The sequence below is a fragment of the Sphingobacterium sp. UBA2610 genome, from assembly GCF_002339225.1.
Taxonomy (GTDB): domain Bacteria; phylum Bacteroidota; class Bacteroidia; order Sphingobacteriales; family Sphingobacteriaceae; genus Sphingobacterium; species Sphingobacterium multivorum.
This window is the reverse complement of record NZ_DDKA01000001.1, coordinates 47,923-67,314: the sequence shown is the minus strand read 5'-3', so window position 1 is coordinate 67,314 and position 19,392 is coordinate 47,923. Positions and strand designations below refer to the sequence as shown.

At 38.0% G+C, this 19,392-nt stretch carries 23 protein-coding genes; 14 read left to right on the top strand and 9 right to left on the bottom strand.

The genetic code is table 11. The features are described from left to right. Positions 1-7 precede the first annotated feature (7 nt). Positions 8-1,129 (top strand): histidine kinase, encoded by a 1,122-nt coding sequence (locus B4Z47_RS00280; protein ID WP_070565435.1) that lies wholly within the window; start codon positions 8-10, stop codon positions 1,127-1,129. A gap of 24 nt (positions 1,130-1,153) precedes the next feature. Beyond that, positions 1,154-2,890, top strand: coding sequence for a HAMP domain-containing sensor histidine kinase (locus B4Z47_RS00275; protein ID WP_070565433.1), 1,737 nt, complete (start codon positions 1,154-1,156; stop codon positions 2,888-2,890). Between the two features lie 127 nt (positions 2,891-3,017). On the opposite strand, the gene B4Z47_RS00270 is transcribed toward B4Z47_RS00275, so the two are convergent. Together B4Z47_RS00270 and B4Z47_RS00265 are read right to left on the bottom strand one after the other, a co-directional pair. Further along, positions 3,018-4,019, bottom strand: a complete 1,002-nt coding sequence (locus tag B4Z47_RS00270; RefSeq protein ID WP_286726511.1) for an aldo/keto reductase — start codon at positions 4,017-4,019, stop codon at positions 3,018-3,020. An 82-nt stretch (positions 4,020-4,101) separates the two neighbouring features. Beyond that, positions 4,102-5,010, bottom strand: a complete 909-nt coding sequence (locus B4Z47_RS00265) for a helix-turn-helix domain-containing protein (protein WP_115045785.1) — start codon at positions 5,008-5,010, stop codon at positions 4,102-4,104. A 184-nt stretch (positions 5,011-5,194) separates the two neighbouring features. Here B4Z47_RS00265 and arsC point away from each other — a divergent pair, with 184 nt between their 5' ends. From arsC to B4Z47_RS00235, 6 genes are all read left to right on the top strand, one after another. Next, complete coding sequence (arsC, locus tag B4Z47_RS00260; RefSeq protein ID WP_112376581.1) at positions 5,195-5,548, top strand: arsenate reductase (glutaredoxin); 354 nt, start codon at positions 5,195-5,197, stop codon at positions 5,546-5,548. 700 nt (positions 5,549-6,248) lie between these two features. Then, positions 6,249-6,896 carry a hypothetical protein gene (locus B4Z47_RS00255; protein ID WP_201303551.1) on the top strand — a complete coding sequence of 216 codons (648 nt, stop codon included), beginning with the start codon at positions 6,249-6,251 and terminating at the stop codon, positions 6,894-6,896. Between the two features lie 33 nt (positions 6,897-6,929). Beyond that, positions 6,930-7,667: a DUF1266 domain-containing protein gene (locus tag B4Z47_RS00250; protein ID WP_115045787.1), complete on the top strand. Its 738-nt coding sequence runs from the start codon at positions 6,930-6,932 to the stop codon at positions 7,665-7,667. A 1-nt stretch (position 7,668) separates the two neighbouring features. Beyond that, positions 7,669-7,866: a hypothetical protein gene (locus B4Z47_RS00245; RefSeq protein WP_115045789.1), complete on the top strand. Its 198-nt coding sequence runs from the start codon at positions 7,669-7,671 to the stop codon at positions 7,864-7,866. 138 nt (positions 7,867-8,004) lie between these two features. Next, positions 8,005-8,379, top strand: coding sequence for a hypothetical protein (locus tag B4Z47_RS00240; protein ID WP_147281970.1), 375 nt, complete (start codon positions 8,005-8,007; stop codon positions 8,377-8,379). 91 nt (positions 8,380-8,470) lie between these two features. After that, positions 8,471-8,917 (top strand): hypothetical protein, encoded by a 447-nt coding sequence (locus tag B4Z47_RS00235; protein WP_115045793.1) that lies wholly within the window; start codon positions 8,471-8,473, stop codon positions 8,915-8,917. Position 8,918: 1 nt separating this feature from the next. On the opposite strand, the gene B4Z47_RS00230 is transcribed toward B4Z47_RS00235, so the two are convergent. Further along, a complete protein-coding gene (locus B4Z47_RS00230; protein WP_147281971.1) occupies positions 8,919-9,368 on the bottom strand; it encodes a hypothetical protein in 450 nt (149 codons plus the stop codon). Positions 9,369-9,670: 302 nt separating this feature from the next. Between B4Z47_RS00230 and B4Z47_RS00225 the strand changes: the two genes are divergently transcribed. After that, positions 9,671-10,105 carry an SRPBCC domain-containing protein gene (locus B4Z47_RS00225; RefSeq protein WP_115045798.1) on the top strand — a complete coding sequence of 145 codons (435 nt, stop codon included), beginning with the start codon at positions 9,671-9,673 and terminating at the stop codon, positions 10,103-10,105. A 45-nt stretch (positions 10,106-10,150) separates the two neighbouring features. Then, the gene (locus B4Z47_RS00220; protein ID WP_115045801.1) at positions 10,151-10,936 is read left to right on the top strand and encodes an alpha/beta fold hydrolase; all 786 of its coding nucleotides are present in this window, start codon (positions 10,151-10,153) and stop codon (positions 10,934-10,936) included. 34 nt (positions 10,937-10,970) lie between these two features. On the opposite strand, the gene B4Z47_RS00215 is transcribed toward B4Z47_RS00220, so the two are convergent. After that, positions 10,971-11,171 carry a YqaE/Pmp3 family membrane protein gene (locus B4Z47_RS00215; RefSeq protein WP_046674694.1) on the bottom strand — a complete coding sequence of 67 codons (201 nt, stop codon included), beginning with the start codon at positions 11,169-11,171 and terminating at the stop codon, positions 10,971-10,973. A 285-nt stretch (positions 11,172-11,456) separates the two neighbouring features. Between B4Z47_RS00215 and B4Z47_RS00210 the strand changes: the two genes are divergently transcribed. After that, on the top strand, positions 11,457-11,660 hold the full coding sequence (locus tag B4Z47_RS00210; protein WP_139144971.1) for a hypothetical protein: 204 nt from the start codon (positions 11,457-11,459) through the stop codon (positions 11,658-11,660). Positions 11,661-11,767: 107 nt separating this feature from the next. Here B4Z47_RS00210 and B4Z47_RS00205 read toward each other — a convergent pair whose 3' ends face one another. After that, positions 11,768-12,313: a hypothetical protein gene (locus B4Z47_RS00205; RefSeq protein ID WP_115049336.1), complete on the bottom strand. Its 546-nt coding sequence runs from the start codon at positions 12,311-12,313 to the stop codon at positions 11,768-11,770. Positions 12,314-12,561: 248 nt separating this feature from the next. Here B4Z47_RS00205 and B4Z47_RS00200 point away from each other — a divergent pair, with 248 nt between their 5' ends. Beyond that, positions 12,562-13,008: a GNAT family N-acetyltransferase gene (locus tag B4Z47_RS00200; protein ID WP_115049334.1), complete on the top strand. Its 447-nt coding sequence runs from the start codon at positions 12,562-12,564 to the stop codon at positions 13,006-13,008. A gap of 200 nt (positions 13,009-13,208) precedes the next feature. Here B4Z47_RS00200 and B4Z47_RS00195 read toward each other — a convergent pair whose 3' ends face one another. Next, on the bottom strand, positions 13,209-14,411 hold the full coding sequence (locus B4Z47_RS00195) for a transglutaminase-like domain-containing protein (protein ID WP_115049332.1): 1,203 nt from the start codon (positions 14,409-14,411) through the stop codon (positions 13,209-13,211). A 337-nt stretch (positions 14,412-14,748) separates the two neighbouring features. On the opposite strand from B4Z47_RS00195, the gene B4Z47_RS00190 reads away from it, so the two are divergent. Both B4Z47_RS00190 and B4Z47_RS00185 read left to right on the top strand, forming a co-directional pair. Further along, positions 14,749-15,534, top strand: coding sequence for a hypothetical protein (locus B4Z47_RS00190; protein ID WP_236560222.1), 786 nt, complete (start codon positions 14,749-14,751; stop codon positions 15,532-15,534). Between the two features lie 105 nt (positions 15,535-15,639). Continuing rightward, entirely contained in the window at positions 15,640-16,779 is a 1,140-nt protein-coding gene (locus B4Z47_RS00185) for an acyltransferase family protein (RefSeq protein ID WP_070565408.1), read from the top strand. 135 nt (positions 16,780-16,914) lie between these two features. On the opposite strand, the gene B4Z47_RS00180 is transcribed toward B4Z47_RS00185, so the two are convergent. From B4Z47_RS00180 to B4Z47_RS00170, 3 genes are all read right to left on the bottom strand, one after another. Beyond that, positions 16,915-17,415: a hypothetical protein gene (locus B4Z47_RS00180; RefSeq protein WP_070565406.1), complete on the bottom strand. Its 501-nt coding sequence runs from the start codon at positions 17,413-17,415 to the stop codon at positions 16,915-16,917. Between the two features lie 90 nt (positions 17,416-17,505). Beyond that, on the bottom strand, positions 17,506-18,189 hold the full coding sequence (locus B4Z47_RS00175) for a dihydrodipicolinate reductase C-terminal domain-containing protein (RefSeq protein ID WP_115049329.1): 684 nt from the start codon (positions 18,187-18,189) through the stop codon (positions 17,506-17,508). A 140-nt stretch (positions 18,190-18,329) separates the two neighbouring features. Then, positions 18,330-19,385, bottom strand: a complete 1,056-nt coding sequence (locus tag B4Z47_RS00170; RefSeq protein WP_115049327.1) for an SDR family oxidoreductase — start codon at positions 19,383-19,385, stop codon at positions 18,330-18,332. Positions 19,386-19,392: the final 7 nt, after the last annotated feature.

Here is a 19,392-nt window from a genome sequence, read left to right as displayed (position 1 = left end):
AATAAAAATGGAAGAAAGGAAAAGCGCTGAACACTTTTTGGACCTTATCCGAAAATCGAGAAGAGGTCGCTTCAAACTTTATATCGGCATGAGTGCAGGCGTCGGAAAAACTTACCGCATGTTACAGGATGCCCATACACTTTTACAGGGAGGAATCGATGTGCGTATTGGCTATATTGAGACACATAATCGGAAGGAAACCCATCAATTGCTGGATGGTCTACCCGTTATAGCCCGACGCCATCTTTTTTATAAAGGCAAACAGTTAGAGGAACTGGATCTTTATGCTGTTTTGAATTCACATCCTGAGGTAGTCATTATCGATGAGCTGGCACATACCAATATTGAAGGTAGCAAAAATACCAAAAGGTGGCAGGATGTTATGGAGATTCTGGAAGCCGGGATTAATGTGATCAGCGCTGTAAATATCCAGCATATTGAGAGTTTAAACGAGGAGGTTAAAGCGATTACAGGGGTTGAAGTGCAAGAACGTGTCCCTGACAGTGTTATTGATTCCGCCGATGAAGTCGTTAACATTGACCTTACTGCAGAAGAACTTATCATCCGCCTAAAAGAGGGCAAGATCTATGACGCTTCAAAAATTCAGGCAGCACTTCAAAACTTCTTTAAAAGCGAACATATCTTGCAATTGCGGGAAATGGCGTTGAAAGAAGTGGCTTCCCAGGTTCAACGTAAAGTGGAGATCGAAGTTCAACCTCAACGATGGGTACGAAAGGAGCGTTTCCTGGCTTGTATAAGTTCCAATGAAATAAAAGCAAAAAACGTGATCAGAAAAACAGCGCGCTTAGCAGGATATTACAATAGCAGTTGGTTTCTGCTGTATGTACAGTTGCCAAAAGAGCGTGGCGATCGGATAGCCTTAAATAAACAGCGGCACCTGATCAATAACTTTAAGCTGGCGACAGAACTTGGTGGTGAAATTATCAAAGTGGAAAGTCATAGTGTGGCAAAAGAGATTATCGCTTTGTGCGAGCTCCGCAAGATCACCACAGTTTGTATTGGTAAACCACGATTATCTCTTTTAAGGATGTTACTTGCTAAGGATACATTTAGCAAATTGCTGACGCAACTGTCGACCGAAGACATCGACCTGATTATATTGTCATAATGATAAAGGTAAATTGTGAATAAGATGAAAATAAAAACGAAACTTACCTTTGGTGTAGGATCACTTTTTCTCATGATCTTTCTACTCGCCACTTTAAGCGGCTGGTATGTAAACCGGTTAAAAAAGGATACCGCAAATATATTGACAGCAAATTACAACACGCTGCTGTATGCCAAGAATATGTTATTGGCTTTGGAGGAAATTCCTGTTGAAAAAACTGCTTTTAAGAACTTCGAGGTCAACCTTGACAAACAACGGAGAAATGTTACTGAAGTCGGAGAGCAACAAACAACGAACGCGATTGCTGAACATTTTTTAAAACTGAAATATAAGCCCTTAGACATCACTATTATCTCGTCCATCAGAAAGGATATTGCTTTGTTAATGGAGCAAAATATGACGGCAATTTCTAGGAAGAGTATTGTTGCGGATCGCACCGCAGAACATGCAATTTTGGTCATTTCATTTGCTGGGGCACTCTGTTTTATTATTGCTTTTATATTGTTGGTCAATTTGCCGTCCAATATAGCTGATCCCATAGCAAAATTGACAGCGAGTATTCGACAGATTGCAGGACAGAACTACAAAGAACGAATTCAGGTACAGAGCGGAGGTGAGTTTGCTGAACTCGTCGCTTCATTCAATTCCATGGCAGAGAAACTTGAAGAATACGCTGAAAGTAAACTTGAAAAAATTTTAAAGGAAAAAAGTCGAATCGAGTCTCTTGTGGATCATATGCATGATCCGGTGATAGGCTTCGACGAAGAGCGACGTGTTATTTTTGTCAACGAGGAAGCGCTTCGCATCACCAATCTACATAAAGATCAACTTCTCGGAAGATCTGCTTTGGCGGTTTCAGATGAAAATGATCTTGCTAAAGATATTTTTAAAGACCTGTTCCTTCCCGTGGAGCAACGTGAAAAGAATGCTGTTAAAATTTATGCGGACGATAGAGAAAGCTATTTTGAGAAAGATGTTATCGATATCAATGTTTTGCCGACTGGTGAACTGGAATCAAAGTTTATTGGGCAGGTGGTTATCCTAAAGAATATTACGCCATTTAAGGAACTTGATCTTGCAAAAACAAACTTTATCGGCACCGTTTCTCACGAGTTCAAAACACCTATTGCTGCGATTCAGATGGGGGTTCAATTGCTGGAAAATGAACAAATAGGCCATCTGAATACCGAACAGCTCACCTTGTTAAACGGAATAAAAGAGGATTCTAACCGACTGCTTCAAATAACCGGTGAACTGTTAAATATGACCCAGGTTGAAAGTGGTTCCATCCAAATTAACTTACATACGACAGAAATACAGCCTATTATTGAATATGCTATCATGGCGAATCAATTTGCTGCGAATCAAAAAAATATACACTTTGTTATCGAGGTAGATCCCAAAGTGAAAGCTATATTTGCTGACAATGAGAAAACTGCCTGGGTTCTTACCAATTTTCTTTCCAATGCGATACGTTACTCGCATGAAGATTCGGTCATTCGTATAGGGGTGGAAAATAACGAACTTAAAACAAAATTTATCGTTACCGACAGCGGGCAAGGGATCGAGCCTAAATATCTGGATAAAATATTTGCACGCTACTTTCGTGTACCGGGATCCAAAAAAGGTGGAACAGGACTTGGTTTAAGTATTAGTAAAGAGTTTATAGAAGCGCAAGGAGGCGAGATTGGTGTTGAAAGTGATTATGGCGCAGGAAGTTCTTTCTATTTTTCATTACGTACTGCTATTCCCGATAATTAATACATACTAATCGGATGGTGTCTGTTCCTATAGTGTATTATGACAACACGACAAAGTTGGATCAGATGAGAACAGTTTTTGAGATTATAAGTGGTGCCGGCGAGCCACTCATAATCTCAAAAATGGATTAATGGTTAACTAAAGCCATAGCACCTTCGCTGTATCGAGCTCCGATATTAGGGTATTTATGGAGTATTTCATCGATTGTTTTTAAATCATCATTCGATAATTGTATGTCAAGGGCGCCCACATTTTCTTCCAGGTATTTTCTTTTTTTAGTTCCTGGAATGGGAATGATGTCATTTCCCTGTGCCAGTACCCACGCTAAAGCGAGCTGTATAGGACTACAGTTTTTATCTTTTGCCAGTAGAGAGAAGTCGGCGACCAATTGTGCATTGTTCAAAGCATGTTCGCCTTGATTACGCGGTAAGGTTCTTCTAAAGTCGTCCGAAGCGAGATTTTCTAGATTTAAAGAATTTGAAAATAATCCACGCGCTAGCGGTGCATAAGGAATTAAACTTATCCCCAATTGACGTACAGTCTTTAGGATTTCTTTTTCTACATCGCGTGTAAGGAGCGAATATTCGCTCTGTAAAGCAGCTATAGGGTGTACGGCATTTGCTTTGATGATTGAGGCGGGGGATGCTTCGCTTAAGCCAAGATACCTCACTTTTCCTTCTTTAACCAATTCCGCCATAGCGCCTACGGTCTCTTCGATGGGAATATTGGGATCTACGCGATGTGCATAATAAAGATCTATGGTATCTATTCCAAGGCGTTTTATACTTTTTTCCACCGCTAATTTTATCCATTCGGGCGAGCCATCGAAGTAGGTGTTTGCCGTACCACTTGGACCTGCTACTTCATCTTTAAAGCGAAACCCAAATTTTGTTGCAATAAAAACTTTGTCACGGTTGGGAACAAGTACTTTTGAAATAAGCTCCTCATTGGCACCGTTGCCGTACATATCTGCGGTATCCCAAAAATTAATGCCTAGGTCCAATGCTCTTTCCAATGTAGCAATGCTCTCTTTCTCGTCCGTAGGTCCGTATGCAAAGCTCATTCCCATACAACCTAATCCAATCGCAGAGAGTTTTTCATTTGTTGTTCCAAGATTTCTATTTTTCATAATAATGACATTTTGTTTAATACAAAAGTACACATGGAATAAACGAAGGGAGTTAAGACAATCAAACAGATTGTTATACAATTCAAACAGAACCGCTTCGGACTTGGTTTGGGGACATCCCCGTTTGCTTTTTGAAGAAATTGGTGAAATAGGAAGGATATTCAAATCCTAGGCTGTAGGCAATATCCGATATATTCCAATTGGTATGCAACAACAAAGCTTTGGCTTCTTGGGCCACACGGTTTGCAATGTGTGTACTGGTGGTTTTGCCTGTGGCTTCTTTTACCGACCTGTTGAGGTGATTGATATGAACCGAAAGCGCATGAGCATAATCTGCAGGGCTTTTCAACTGTAGGCTAAGCTGAAGGGTATTGATTGGAAATTGTCTTTCTAACAGCTCAAGAAATAGTCCCGATACCCTGGTTGAAGCGTTGGTATAAGATCCAAAACTCGCTGCGGGACTCGATTTCATGGTTTCATGAATTAGAAGATGTAGATAACTTCGCAACATATCATCTTTATGAACGTAGCTTGAGTTCATTTCAACTATCATCTTCTGGAAGATTGCAGAAATTTCTGCTAATTGTGTTTCATCCGGAAAATAGATCGGATTGCTGCCTATCTTGAACAGCGGGGAGTCTTTTAGACTTTCTATCCGTTCACTATGCTGTATAAATTCCTCTGTAAATATACAATACCATCCTGATTGTTCTGAGGATTCCGGTTCCCAAGCATAGGGGACAACCGGATTCGCAAATAACATTGCCGGTTTATCGATTTGTATCCACTTATCTGCGTAATATAGTTTTCCACGCCCTATAATAAGGGAGGTTTTATAAAAATCACGGCGATTGTACGGAGATACGACAGTACAGGATTCTCTACTGAAAACATTGAAATGCCCAATTCCGGTATTATTTAGCGGCAAATCCAAATTAGTTAAACCTGGTTGCCTTTTGTAAAAATCTGTTACACTTTCGGCTGATTTCATATCACTAAATTAAAAAAAGTGAAACAATCCTAGGTCATAAATGGATCAGTTTCTCAAAAATGAATTCCAATTTTTGGTTAGCTAATGGTATTTTATTTAAACTGTTTGTGATCTTGTTCGTATTTTTGCGTTATCCAATAATTGTTTTTCTTTATCACAAAGATACCCTTTACATGTTATGGCCATGATTAAAATTTATCATAATAAAAATTGTAGCAAGAGTTGTAATGCATTGGAAGTGCTACAGCATCAAGCTGTGGATATAGAAGTGCAGGAGTACTTAAATGATGTTCCAACCAGAGACCAGTTGATTGAATTATTGGGACAACTCAATTTAAAACCTTTGGAACTTATCAGAAAAGGAGAATCTGTTTTTCAGGAAAAATTCCAAAATCTTCATTTGACCGATGAGCAATGGATCGATGCGATGTTAGCGTATCCGATCTTAATTGAGCGACCTATCGTTGTAAAGGATGGTGTAGCCGTAATTGGTCGACCTATTGAAAAAGTTGTAAAGCTCATTCTGGCTAAACAATAAGTTGGCTTGATCTTTGTAACTTCTTTTTTATGAAGCATTTTATGAATATATTGACAGCCTTGTTCGATATTTTTAAACTATTTGTCTGATCTAACTCATACTTATCTTCAGTGATCTGAACAGACTATTATTTGAGCAAATTAAGTTTATTGATGTCAAATAGGCTATCTATGGTTATGTTTACTTAATCAAGGGCTTGCTGACGTGTTCGGATGCAATATGCTGGTCATTTTTTTCTTATCATTTTCAAGGGCAACAAAGGGAAGATCAGACAGTACTCGGATTCTAACTTTCGACAGTGCTTGTTCAGTGATTACTCAGTGCTTGTTCAGTGATCATTCAGTGTAGACTGAATAAACAATGATTGACTACTGTCTAAAAATTGATTTAAAACTGTTATTAGATACAATTTGGTATCAATGTATTTCAGTTTTATCCTTGATGTCTATGACCTACTCTAGTAAATACGGAAATCATACAGTCTACTTGTATTTAATTGGTTAAAATATTTGAAATTAACTATTGTCATGTTGTTTTCAAATATTGATTATTAAGCTACAAATATCGCTAAGTTTTAACCTAATATGGGTTGCAGATTTAATGGATGAATAATTATGTGCAGATTTACGGTGATCAATGAAAACATGGGATATGTTTTCACGATTTTACAGATTTAAATACTTCATTAAATATTTTTAGTTTGAAAAGAGTCCTCATTATCCTGTTCATATTGCTGGTTTCATTTTTAATTGCAGCGTTTTTTATAAAAGTCAACAAGAGGGAAACCTTACTCTATAAGATACAGCAGTGGGTTAGCTACGATGCAGCAGATTGGGAAAATTACGAAAAAAATAAGCAGCTATTGGCTTCCGGAGCCACCGAAGTAACGACGACAGAAGTGACGGCTGCCGAAGATGATCTATATCCGGTCGATACGAATCGCATATCGCCGGAATTTAGGGCTTTAGAAATCGAAAAAATTAAAAAAGCAGATTTTGGGCGATTAGTAATAGCAAAGTTACGACCCGATCATGAGGATGCACAAATTGCATTAATTCATCTCACAGATCGTAAATTGACCGATGTGATAATCAATCAGAAGATTAATATTAAAGTTGGAACTTGTTTTGAAAACCCAAAAACAGCAGGTAATTATCGCTGTGTAAGTTGTATGATTTTACTTTACAATCGAGAGAAGAAAGATTGGGTTGAAGCTCCAAACGGCGAGAATTTCTTGAAAAATGCCTATGATTTCTACCAGGCGTCCGAAGGGGATATTTGGCAAGCACGCGAGCTGTCCATGAGAATCCCGTACGATTATGCGCTGGTAGCAAAATATAGTAAGTAAGATTTCTTTTAAGTAGTTAATATCAATACCGTTATGTTTAAATTTTTGAAAGAATTATTGAATGCGGCAAAGGAAGGTGTAAATGAAGCCAAAGATGAACTTACTTTGAAAGCCGAAGAGGAAAAAAGGGCGGGAAGTTTAGTACCTGATAACACTATACTTCTGAATATTCCTTATGAAGAACAGTTTGGTAATGCGCTAGGAGCCGCATTTAGAGTGATTGTTTTTGGGGATTGGTTTACAGTATTCGGAAGTACCGGAGATGATGGTAGTTATCCCATTCACTTATATCAATTTGGTAATTATCCAAGAATTGATCAATATAGAAGTGATTTTATCAAATTGCTACAGAGAGATTTTGGTATAACGGATAGAGAAACTTGTCTTCAAATGTTGAGTTCATACTTTACGTTACTTGGGATAGAAAAGACAGGGACCGCATTAGAGGGAAAAAACTGCAAAATTGATACATCCATTTGGGATATCTCCAAATCAGGGGTAAATGCCTTTGTTGTTGCTGTAGTAAGTCATATTACGACATCCGCAACAGACGTTGGATATTTACCAAAACCTGTGGCATTAAATGTTCTCAAGAGTTTGTCACTATATGCGAGAAAGCATTTTATTGATTGGTTGCAATTTTCCGATTATTTCCTGGAAGGAGAAGATCAAGTTGGTGTAAACAGTAAAATTGGGAAATCTTACTTGAAAAGGTATATTGGGTATCTTAAAGAAAAGAAAGGAAGTCCTTGGAATAATATCGCATGGTAGAATGGTAATCATTCCGTCTGAGTGTTGTCTCACGTGGCCTTCACATCCACTACATTTTACAGCTTTGGATTTGCTTTATCAATTTGAACAACAAATCGCTCAGAAACAACTCGGTGACCATAGGTATTTCGAAGGATTAGATGCTATCGAGAAAGATGAAGGGGGAATTCCGATGTTCTATCTGACTTGTGGAAGTTAATTTCTTTTTGTGGAATAAATGAATTCTAAAGGCATCATTTTGGTTCTCAGTTGTGTGTTGATCGTTGTCATGTTGATAGAAGTCTATAGGAAAAATGTAGCTAAGAAATATTTATACGGTGTTAAAAAAAGCTATGAAATGAATGATCATTTTGAGACAGATAAATTAAGAAAACTGTCATCACGTCCCTTTTTATTTGGTATAGAAGATAATCTGCTAAGTGACGAAGATTATTTTTTTGATGAAAATTATTTCTACGCTGTCGGTCGAAGAGGCGGGGCAGGTAGATCCTTTAGGTTAGTGGATATCATTGCGCTTCGTAGGACATCGACTCAAATTAATAATCACTATATCTGGCAAGTCGTCGTTCAATTGGATAGTAAGGGACAGTCCATTTTCAGTTTTACGCATAACTATTCCCTCTGGAATAGGAATTTCTATGCTTTTTATCAAAAAATACGGGAACTAAATCCACATGCAATCAAATCAAAATGGAGTTTGTGGAGGATGTAACAAATTCAATTTCAGCGTTTGTTTTGTACTGAAAAAGTTGTCGTAACTAAAACCGTAATCTAATAGCTTTTGTTATCCTAAGTAAAAGTTTATGGGCAAATTACGATTATTGATCATGAATGTGTTGGCAATTTTTATTTATGGAGCTTGTCAATTTCCTCAGCGCCCACCACAATCCAGTACAAATGAATCTAAGCACAAGGCACAGGAATTACCTTCTAACGTAACCTTTTTTGGTGGTGGAAGATCTAAGGAAATGAATATGGTATCAGGGAAAACAGATACTATTTTCATTTCAGTCCATCAGGCAGATTCGGTTCTTATCAAAATAAAAACTCCCATGGATACAGCCAATGTACGAATTAGTCAGCTTTTTCTGCCCGATGGTTCTTCTGATGGTCCTTTTGGCAAGGAGTTTACCTATAGATTTAAAGATATTGGCCAATATCATATTACTGTGAATGAGAATAAAATGATAGGGAATCATTATTCAGGGCCATATATAGTGCAAATTGTGCCAATAGTTCAATCTTTCTAGGCTATTCGACATCACCTTTGTATTTAATCGTATTATTTACATAAAGCACTGATTTTTTAGCATCGTATCTATAGTTATCCTTCTGATAAATGTCGTTTTCAACTTTATCTAGGATAACGGTTTTTTTACTGTCATCAGGTAAGAATAATTCTAGCTTTGATTTATCCTCGCTAAGGACAACAAAGGCACTAATGACAGCTTTTCCTTCTTCTTTCTCCGTTGGATTTAGGCGTAAGCCAACATTAAAGACCTGGATACATCCTTGTTTGATCTCACTCCAAGTTTGTCCTGCCGCGACCAAGCAACCGTGCTCATCCTTGTTGCCGCCGATCGACGAGGTTGCTTCTTCCTTGCTTTGATCAACTGCTTCTTTGGATTCATTGTTCTTGGGAGTATTATTACAGGCCGTGAAAGTAACAAGACTCATTGCTATAAATGCTAATTTTCTCATTTGAATCGGTTTTTATATGTTCCATGAGGTTCGTACAATAAATATACCACAGTCATCAGTTTATTCTTTATCGACCCACTACGTTAGATTTTCATCCTTTAATTAGCTATAAAGTGTATCTCTACAGTATCGCAGAAAAATGTGTAGCGTACGTCAATATTGTCATAGGACAAGTCGAATTTCTGTATAGTTTATTAATATTGTGATGTCGTTCAATGTAGCCTTTTATCTCAGTACATTAAACGGAATGATTTTAAACCGGTGTAGATAGATAAAAGGATTCTTATCATTTAAAACATCCTATGAAACATAAAGATCAACCTGTAAAAAAATTGGTTTCGGTTATTTTAGTTGAAAAGCAGCTAACCGATGTTTGGAAATACTGGAATGATGCTGAGGCAATTATGCAATGGAATATTCCATTTGACGATTGGCACTGTCCGGCTGCTGGTATCGATTTTAGGGAAGGAGGGATGTTTAATTTTAGAATGGAACAAAAATATAGTCGCGAAGGATTTGATTATGTGGGTGTGTACGATGAGATTATTTGGATGGAGTCTATTGAAAGTAACAGTGGGGGAAGAAAGTGTATTGTGGAATTTCAGGCGATTGACAACAATACAATTATTCGCGAAACTTTCGATCCTGATCCGTTTACAAGTTTGGACCTGCAACAGTCTTTTACCGATGGGGTCTTGTTAAGTTTTAAAAAATTTATAGAAAACAAATCGCTGTAGAAGCGTGTTGCTAATGATAAAAATATAGACCATTTAGTATAAATTATGCGTGAAATAGAATCGAAAAGCGGTTATGCACCTGCTAACGGGATAAAACTTTACTACGAAATATTTGGCACAGGAAAACCTCTCGTACTGATTCATGGTGGTGGCTCCTCCGGTTTTTCGGATTTTGAGGAGACTGTAAAAAGGTTGCATGATCAGTATCAGTTGATTTTGATAGATCTCCAAAATCATGGAAGATCCGATCATCGATCCTCAGCTGAAACATTCGAGCAGGATGCCAAAGATATTTTGGCTGTTCTAGATTTTCTTTCCATCGGAAAAGCTTCGTTTTTTGGCTTTAGTAATGGAGCGACAACCCTTTTGAAATTTGCGACGATGTATCCAGACAAGGTCGAAAAGCTGATAGCAGCATCTGGAAATACCAAAAGAGAGGGGCTTCTGGATGGTTTTTTTGAAAGTATGGAAGCGTCAACTATTAACGATATGCCGCCATTTCTGAAGGAGAATTTTATGAAGCTGAACCCAGATCCAGAGAAGTTTAGAAATATGTATGAAAAAGACAGCCAGCGCATGATACACTTTCAGGATTTTGACGCCGAATCCTTAACGCGTTTGACCTGCCCCGTATTTTTGCTAGGCGGAGACCAAGATGTTGTGAAAACGACACATTTAGCTGCTATGCAACAGCAGATTCCTGCTGCACGATTACTTATTCTACCGGCAAATCATGGCAACTATATGATGGCTGATTTTAATGGCGATGTCGACGTTGAACTGATTGATTTTACATTAAAACAAGTACAACAATTTTTGGAATCTAAATGATGTTCGGGTTATCGAATAACGGAGCCCTAATGATTTATCGGTAATTGCGCATATTGCGTTCCAATTTACGCATGCGCTGTTCATTTTTCCCGTCAACACGCGATGCAACCGCCCATATGGCTGCGGGTATCCAACCAAGTATAGTTATCTGAAGGATCAAACAGAGAATGCCACTTAGAATTTTACCACGTAAAAAAAACGATAACCAAGGAAGTAAAACTGCTATTAGTATCATAAGTAAAAGGTTTATAAACATTAAAATACAAAATTACGGTATTCACTACTAAAAATTGCAAATAATATCAACTTAAGCAAAATAAGTAGTTTTTTTTAGAATTGTAATGTATTGATATATAACGCTTAGTGGTTTTGTCCTGTTAGCTTATGTAAATGTTAAGAAAACTTAAAACATGCTATTGGATAGCCAAATTTAAAAATTTTAAGGAGGAGTGGCACCAAAGTTGATGTTTCCCTGTCGAATATTTTAGATGCAGATTACATATAATAAATGACGGAAAACATGGGAAACGATAATAATATTATTGAGAATTTAAACAGCAAATATCATGGATATCTAGAAGATGAGGGGAAATGGCTCAATGAAGGATTTAAGAATATTTTCATCGATGGGGAACCAAGTAAAGCAAATCTGAAAACCTCGGTTTATCTGATGTTACCCCAAGAGATCAGAGAATATGTCGATCAGTTGTTACCCAACGATTGATTATAAAATTATACGAACAAGTAAATCAAATTAAAAGTTTACTAGGATCAGTTTGTCCTGATTTTAGTAAACTTTCTTCTTTAAAAAAAAAGGACCAGTAAATCTTATTAAATGCCGAATTCTTTCACGGTTTGGCAAATTTGCTCTTTTTGTTTTCGGCTTAATACGTTCAACATGGTCAGGATTTCTTTACCTTGAAAAGTCTCAAGCTCAAGTCTCGGACCCAACCAATTGCTTTCAATAACGCGGATATTAACGATTTGAATGTAGGGCACGAATACCAGCGCATCCAGATCTGCCAAAGCCCACACACTCCCGGTCTTTTTTTCGATCCGTTTAAAATACAATCCTTTTTTATCTGTCCGGGCTCGGATAACTTTCCTGCTGTTTTTTAGAAGAAGGAAGCCGCCGATAATAAAAGATAAGTGGAGTAACAGCATAAATAATGAGACTAAAAAGCGAAATACGTCTTTAAAGTCAAGTACCATGGCGCTGAAATTCTCTTTAAGTGAATTATGAGGATGATAACCGATAAAACAAGTCGATATCCCCATTAAAATCAAAATACTGCCAATGATAATGGATCGCCAATTTGGTAGGTAATAATTGATAAAGGTTTCACTGTCTGTAGCTGCTAATTTTCTCCTTTTCATATCTAAATATAGGGACCTTATAAATTGACTGCATCGAAGAATTACAATTCGTTCAGAAGCATTTATAATTCGACAACTATTAGTTATAGGGGCATGAAGTCTGTTTTTGAAATTATTATGAACTTGTTTATTGGTCGCATCGAAATCCATGCTACCGAAGATTGGACCACTGTACATCTGCTATCTGGATGAGGTTGATACGAAAGAGTTAGGATACATTTGCACTATAAATCAAACTATTTAATGAAATGAATTATAACATTAGAAAGGCAAGTCTTGAGGATCTTGATCAAGCAGCAGCGTTATTCAATCTTTATCGAATTTTCTACAGACAGGAATCGGATTTGGAAAAAGCCAAAGAATTTTTGAGGGAGCGATTTTTGAACGGAGAGTCAGAAATCTTTTTGGCAATCCAGGGCGAACATGCGGTTGGTTTTGTTCAGCTTTATAAATTGTTTCATTATACTAAATTGCAGCGGCAGTGGTTGTTGAGTGATCTATTTGTGCATCCTGATCATCGGAGTAAAGGTCTTTCGGTTCGGCTTATAGATCGAAGTAAAGCTTGGTGTGAAGAGACTGGAGCTTGTGGTCTGATGCTTGAGACCGAGAAAACAAATGTTATCGGTAATAGTCTTTATCCGAGGTGTGGATTTGAATACGACGGCATGCATAACTATTATCATTGGTGGCGATAACTTTAATTGGATCGTCAGTGCACTCCCGCGCCTGGCGATCCAATTGGCAACTGAGATTAATTAGACGGCATCGACAGTCATTTTACCCCATTGGGCACTGCTGCCTGGATTAAGATTTTGAATCCGTGCTATCACTTCATCACTCACTGTTTGGTCAAAAATATTTTTCATAATTTCAATTTACGAAATAATAATCTACATTAATTGAAGTATAATATCACATTTAAAGGCTCATCATTTACAGTTACTTTCTTTTCGGTAGGCCCATTTTTATTGCTGTACCTCAATGTATAAGACTGATTTTTTTTCACGATAAATGTTAAATGATCATTCGCATCCTGCAGTTTAGTAGCAGTCGAGCCTCCGCCAATTTGATCATTTCCTTGGAAGATATCTACATTGCATTTTGTTCTTCCTTCCGGTTGACATTGATCCTTACTGAGATACATGGTTACGTTTAGACGGGTGTAAGATTTGTCCTTCAATTGTTGGCTATATTGCTGATTGAATAGATCAATATAGCGCTGAGAAACATTATCGGCATACACTTCTGTTTCACTCCACGCCGGGAATGAGGTAGCTGCCGGTTTGTAGGAAGCCGCATAAATGGAATGTTCCTTGCTATTCGGATCGGCTTTACCCGCGTCTGCTAAAAACCAGCTGTAATTCAGGTCTTTGTCCGGATAATATTCAGTAAAATACCATTTACCATTAATCCACACCTCGACCCAACTGTGGTTACCACGGTTGTCATGCCAGTTTGGCGTTCCCGCAATCCGAGCCGGTATACCTACTGATCGCAATGCGTCGATCAATAAAATGGATAATCCGGTACAAGAAGCCATTCCTTGGCTTATCGATTCAGATGGATTTTGATTTGCTTTTTTTCGTTGCGTATTGTAATCGACTTTCACTTCATCTCTGATATTCTTATTTATGGCTACAATGGCATCTTTTATCGTTTTGCTATTTGTCACATATTTTGAGAAACGATCGTAGAAGTCACCACGCCAATCGTCGAGATCTTCAGAAAAAACCCGATAGGGCAATACCTCATTTAGAAAAATTGAATCTGGAATTTCCTTTGCCCAGGAAAACGTTGATCTTGCCTGGTAAGCCTTTTCAATATTATGGATAAGATGATCACTCTTAATAGTCGTTAAATCATTCTTGGGCATATAAGCTATGAGAAAAGCCGCCCCTTCACGCATTTCTTTGGGTAGATTCGCTAGTACTTTCTCTAATTCAGTGCGATTCATGCCGGCAGCTTTTAGTGCATTTTTGACCGGTTTTTGATACTGACTTGGCAACGAGGAAAGCTTGAAATCTTGTGCAGATACGTTGAAAAAAATGGCTGTAGACAAACAGCAGAAAACGAAAGAAAATACCTTTTTGAACATCATATGAGCTTGCTTGTTCTTGATCTATTTAAATTAACACAATTTGTATATTTCAAACATAGATAAATTGATTTTTATATGCAAGAATACGTTTTATAGTCTGACTAGTAGCTTGGAAGCCCAATTTACTTAGTGATGTTTCTGAATTTGAGCAGAAGGACTCCCAAATAGCAAGCGACCACGAATGATGTACTTTGGATTGCGCTGCACTTCTAAAAAGTCAAAAGGTGTTAATCCCGCACAATTTCATTTGCAAATGAATACAAATTTATTTTAGTTTGAAGATCTTTACGGCAAAGTAAAGATCATAACCCAAAAAATAATTTAAATGACAATTCCGATGAAGCCGTTTCATTTTCTATATTATAGTGTATGCTGTCTGATCCTTTTATCGGGTATGCTGTATTCCTGTCAATCGCAAGATCCAGACAGGGTGATACTTGAAAAATTGGATAGAACCTTTAATGCATCCAAATTTTATGGCCCCAAGATAAAAAGGAGCGAAGAGTTGCTGCATGCAGACGTTAAAAGTATGGATAAGAAAGAGTTGAAAGAAGTCTTTGAAACCGCCATATTTAAAAAGGATACGCTTGCTGTTTTTAATTCAGAAGGGAGTTTGCCAACACCATTTTATATCGAGTCTACTGCAGTCTGGGGAACACGAAAATTAAAGCCGGTCAGAGATTTCGGTTATCGTTACACCACGGTTTCTTACAATGAAGATAAGGACACCATAGCTATATTAAACGGAGTTCCTTTTCCAGCGTTGACAGTGGCAGAGGATAAAAATGGTGAATTTGCTTATCTATATGCACTGAAGACTTCAAAAAATAAAGATGATTTTCAAAATATTTACAACTATCTACAGAAGACGTTTACAAAATTGAAGGTTCAAGATGATGCTGGAAGTGATATAAAAGGTTGGGAAAATAAAGACTTTTACTATTTTTTGCATAAAAAAAATAGAAGGGAAGAACAGATTTTTTCATTTGGAGAAGATGAAGACGACAAGCCGATGACTACAGACATCACCGATATCCGTTTGGAAATTTATTCTAAAATTTACATCCAAGATATGCAAAAAGAGCAGGTTTACTTACCGGATTATATTCCCAGTGTTAATTAACAGCCTTTAAAAATGGAGCACCGGTAAACTTGTTACAAATCTGCATGGACGATTTTGTTTATATTTACGCCCTTGTAAAAAAATCAATCAAATCGTTTTGTTTTTATGTCCGATACTCAAATACCGACTTCCGTTTATGCAGATACCAAACCACATTATGCAGTACTTGACGGGTTACGCGGTGTAGCAGCTATAACTGTTGTTTGCTTTCATATTTTTGAAGCCTTTGCGACGAGCCATTTAGACCAGCGTATTAATCACGGTTATTTGGCCGTTGACTTTTTCTTTATGCTTTCAGGTTTTGTCGTGGGCTATGCTTATGACGATCGTTGGAAGACAATGACAATAAAAGAATTTATCAAGCGTCGGATAATACGTTTACATCCGATGGTTGTAATGGGTGCGATCATTGGAGCAGTCATGTTTTATTTTCAGGGATGTTCTGTTTGGGATGTGACTAAGGTGACATTTTCTTCGCTGGCAATCGCGACCCTTTTGAATGCCTTGTTGATTCCTGCCATTCCAGGGCAAGAAGTGAGAGGGCTTGGGGAGATGTTTCCATTAAATGGGCCGAGCTGGTCGTTGTTTTTCGAATACATCGGTAATATTCTGTATGCATTGATTATTCGTAGATTTTCAACCAAAGTATTGGCTGGGCTCGTTGTTTTATTCGGGATAGGGTTGGCGGCCTTTGCGATATTGGGACCTTTGGGAGATATCTGTGCTGGTTTTTCACTCACAGAAACGGAATTTACGGCGGGTTCACTTCGTCTTTTGTTTTCATTTACAGCAGGCTTATTCTTATCTAGAGTATTTAAGTCTTTACAGATCAAGGGCGCATTTTGGATTTGTAGTTTGATCCTAGTGCCACTTTTGGCTATGCCGCGCATTGGTGGTGCCGAGCAACTATGGATGAATGGTTTATACGACACGCTATGTTGTGTCGTGGTTTTCCCTTTACTCGTTGTGTTAGGCGCTTCTGGCAAGGGCGGTAATGGTATTACAAGTTGGCTTTGCAAGTTTTTAGGTGATATATCCTATCCTTTGTATATGGTACATTATCCCTTTATCTATCTATACTATGCTTGGGTTAAGAATGAAAATCTGAGTTTTGAAGAGTCGTTGCCCGGAGCAGCGGCTGTTGTGATCGGAAGTATTGTGCTTGCATACGGCTGTTTGAAGTTATACGATATACCCGTACGGCAATATTTGTCAAAACGATTTCTAAAGGCAAAAGGGAAATAGATGCTAGCAAACTAATCCTATTATTTATTGTAAAATAAGAAAACACCATTTTTTGGTGTTTTTTTATGCATGTTACCTAGGACAGTGATCTGTACATAGAGAAAATATCTTGTCATGTTAAATAACGCTTCAATGTCAGTCTTTTTCAAAAAAAACGTTGTTATATTTCGACGAATAAAATACCAAATAGAAGCCTAAAGGGCTTCGGTATACCGTTGGATCTGAAGCAAGAATATGATGAGCGGGGAAGTCCATCCACAGTTTTAAGCGTGCGGATTGGTAAGGACAGACTGTTTCGATCTTGCCTTTGTAAACTTTGGATACTTTACCCGCACTTACGACGTTGAAATAAATCGAATCGTTATCCTTTATGACAAAATTGTAGCTATTATATTGCCAGTCAGCTTGTTTTCCTGGGAACAGGTCACGCTTTATGTGGTAGGTACCATAATAATCTTCTTTTTTTAGGATTTTTGGGCTCGTGATCCATTGAAAAAATTGAGACAAAGAAAAAAGTATAATTGCGCCACCGATCAGAGATAAAATTGCATACCCGAAGAATCGTCTTTTTGTGATAACCCCGCATAACAGCAGAATTATCAGCAACGGTATAAAGATAAATACTCCAAATCCCATATTTTTTGATGTTGTGGCCTTAGAAGAAAATCAAATGGATTTTCCTCTTACTCCTCTTGTAGAAAGCTCCTTTCTAAATTGAAAGTTTAACTAAAGTAGCCCCATAGCTACCAAATCCAACACAGTATGCCTTCTATTGGCTAATTTATTGTTGACACATGCTTCAAGGATTTTTTTGACACCATTTGAATAAGAATCATGTCCGAGGACCTTGGTCTCAATTTTAATTTCATCATTTTTATCTTTGATCACAATCTGATGGTAGGCATGCTTTTCTAAGTAGGCAACGGGAATATTGATTTTATAAGCTTGCGTTTTTGCATCGCGAATAGAGATAACGCGTTCATGAGCGACATGTAAAGAATTGGCTATATGATAAGCTGTACCTGGTTCAGTAAGCTTGGAAGACTGATGAGACTCCATAATAGATATTTCGTAGTCTTTGAAATTATGACCAAATTGTTGAAGCATATGGAGTGTTTTTAGCAAAAGTATGGAGGTATTTGGGCAAATGACAAGTGGAAATGCAGTCTCGAGCTTTTCGGTCTCTAGCCCTGTAGACAATTCAATGAATACCGAATCCGTACGTGCACAAAAATCAAGACAATCTTGCAGCTCCCGACCCGATCCGGCATGTATAATGATCGATGGCGACGACGTTGTAATGGATGGCTGCCAAGGTAGAATTTCTACATTGGGGATGGAATAATCGGCTTCCAGTATCGCGTTTGCCAGTTTTCCTGATCCAACTACAAAGGCTTTTTTTGTATTCATATTGTTTGTTTTATGAAAACATCCGCTATCCTTTTGACTATGAAACGATAAAATGATACCGGATGAAATTGCAATGAAGTAAAGGTTATGCTTGAGCCGGGTAAGTTACAAAAATAGACGGTAAAATTTAATCTTTGCTATTATGGAATTATTCTTTTTTTACGCATTTCGTCAAAGAGCTGATAAAACATTTGTTCGGTGTCAATAAATTCATGAAAGCCGAGACGCCTTGCCTTTGTGCCATCGGCAAAAAAATCATAATCCCAAGAAAATACAAAATCGCCAAAAGGCCAAGCTGAAACTTGATCATAGCTATAGCTTAATAAATGCTTTTCTCTTAATTTTTGCCATATAGGCTCCTTATCTGCCATCATTGTGTTGAGTGATAGCGGAATAGGATCAGCGCTTTCCATACCAAAATAGGCCGCTAATTTGGGCCATAGTTCCTTCCAGCGGAAGAGATCGCCGTTGTTAATGTTGAAGGCTTGATTGGCCGCTTGTGGATTGGTCGAGGCCCATACCGTTGCTTTGGCTAATAGTGTTGCATCGGTCATTTCCATCAATGTCTGAAAAGCGCCAATTTTTCCTGGAAATCGAAGTGGAATACCGAGTTCTTTTGAGATAGATGCATATACAGCAATGAGCATCGCTAGATTCATGGGATTATTGGGGGCCGTTCCACCAACAACTGACGGACGCATCGCTGACCAAGTCCATTTCTTACCCTTTTGCAATTGTTCGAGGTATTGCTGTTGGCTGGTATTGAATTCCGGCGGCATATGTCCGGCATCTGATTCTTTGGCTGGTGTTTTGAAAGGGCCCAGATGAGCACCATATACTTTATACCCTTGCATTAAGCTGATGTGCTGAAGATCACTTGCTACCGGTTCCACCGCGGTCAAAACATTGCTTAGCATTTTCATATTGGGCTCCACTAGCTCAGCCCAGGTCGGTCTATCCTGATAAGCAACGTAGTAAATATGGGTTACGGTATCCAAGTTGCCTAGCTTTTTGAGACAATCGGCTATATCCAATAAATCTACAGCGATAAAACGAACGTTAACCCGATCGGCATTTGCTCGTCGTGATAAACCTATAATTTCCCATTCCTCCATCTTTTCAAGATAGTCTATGAGATTGTTGCCAATAACGCCATTGGCGCCAACAACTAAAGCGGTGTTTTTTCTAGTCTTCATCTTTCTA

What these genes read in the sequence shown, in the direction of transcription:
- B4Z47_RS00280 (WP_070565435.1), top strand. Translation starts at nt 8, where the DNA reads ATGGAAGAAAGGAAAAGCGCTGAACACTTTTTGGACCTTATCCGAAAA.
- B4Z47_RS00275 (WP_070565433.1), top strand. Translation starts at nt 1,154, where the DNA reads ATGAAAATAAAAACGAAACTTACCTTTGGTGTAGGATCACTTTTTCTC.
- B4Z47_RS00270 (WP_286726511.1), bottom strand. Translation starts at nt 4,019, where the DNA reads ATGAAAAATAGAAATCTTGGAACAACAAATGAAAAACTCTCTGCGATT.
- B4Z47_RS00265 (WP_115045785.1), bottom strand. Translation starts at nt 5,010, where the DNA reads ATGAAATCAGCCGAAAGTGTAACAGATTTTTACAAAAGGCAACCAGGT.
- arsC (WP_112376581.1), top strand. Translation starts at nt 5,195, where the DNA reads ATGATTAAAATTTATCATAATAAAAATTGTAGCAAGAGTTGTAATGCA.
- B4Z47_RS00250 (WP_115045787.1), top strand. Translation starts at nt 6,930, where the DNA reads ATGTTTAAATTTTTGAAAGAATTATTGAATGCGGCAAAGGAAGGTGTA.
- B4Z47_RS00245 (WP_115045789.1), top strand. Translation starts at nt 7,669, where the DNA reads ATGGTAATCATTCCGTCTGAGTGTTGTCTCACGTGGCCTTCACATCCA.
- B4Z47_RS00240 (WP_147281970.1), top strand. Translation starts at nt 8,005, where the DNA reads ATGAATGATCATTTTGAGACAGATAAATTAAGAAAACTGTCATCACGT.
- B4Z47_RS00235 (WP_115045793.1), top strand. Translation starts at nt 8,471, where the DNA reads ATGGGCAAATTACGATTATTGATCATGAATGTGTTGGCAATTTTTATT.
- B4Z47_RS00230 (WP_147281971.1), bottom strand. Translation starts at nt 9,368, where the DNA reads ATGAGAAAATTAGCATTTATAGCAATGAGTCTTGTTACTTTCACGGCC.
- B4Z47_RS00225 (WP_115045798.1), top strand. Translation starts at nt 9,671, where the DNA reads ATGAAACATAAAGATCAACCTGTAAAAAAATTGGTTTCGGTTATTTTA.
- B4Z47_RS00220 (WP_115045801.1), top strand. Translation starts at nt 10,151, where the DNA reads ATGCGTGAAATAGAATCGAAAAGCGGTTATGCACCTGCTAACGGGATA.
- B4Z47_RS00215 (WP_046674694.1), bottom strand. Translation starts at nt 11,171, where the DNA reads ATGATACTAATAGCAGTTTTACTTCCTTGGTTATCGTTTTTTTTACGT.
- B4Z47_RS00210 (WP_139144971.1), top strand. Translation starts at nt 11,457, where the DNA reads ATGGGAAACGATAATAATATTATTGAGAATTTAAACAGCAAATATCAT.
- B4Z47_RS00205 (WP_115049336.1), bottom strand. Translation starts at nt 12,313, where the DNA reads ATGAAAAGGAGAAAATTAGCAGCTACAGACAGTGAAACCTTTATCAAT.
- B4Z47_RS00200 (WP_115049334.1), top strand. Translation starts at nt 12,562, where the DNA reads ATGAATTATAACATTAGAAAGGCAAGTCTTGAGGATCTTGATCAAGCA.
- B4Z47_RS00195 (WP_115049332.1), bottom strand. Translation starts at nt 14,411, where the DNA reads ATGATGTTCAAAAAGGTATTTTCTTTCGTTTTCTGCTGTTTGTCTACA.
- B4Z47_RS00190 (WP_236560222.1), top strand. Translation starts at nt 14,749, where the DNA reads ATGAAGCCGTTTCATTTTCTATATTATAGTGTATGCTGTCTGATCCTT.
- B4Z47_RS00185 (WP_070565408.1), top strand. Translation starts at nt 15,640, where the DNA reads ATGTCCGATACTCAAATACCGACTTCCGTTTATGCAGATACCAAACCA.
- B4Z47_RS00180 (WP_070565406.1), bottom strand. Translation starts at nt 17,415, where the DNA reads ATGGGATTTGGAGTATTTATCTTTATACCGTTGCTGATAATTCTGCTG.
- B4Z47_RS00175 (WP_115049329.1), bottom strand. Translation starts at nt 18,189, where the DNA reads ATGAATACAAAAAAAGCCTTTGTAGTTGGATCAGGAAAACTGGCAAAC.
- B4Z47_RS00170 (WP_115049327.1), bottom strand. Translation starts at nt 19,385, where the DNA reads ATGAAGACTAGAAAAAACACCGCTTTAGTTGTTGGCGCCAATGGCGTT.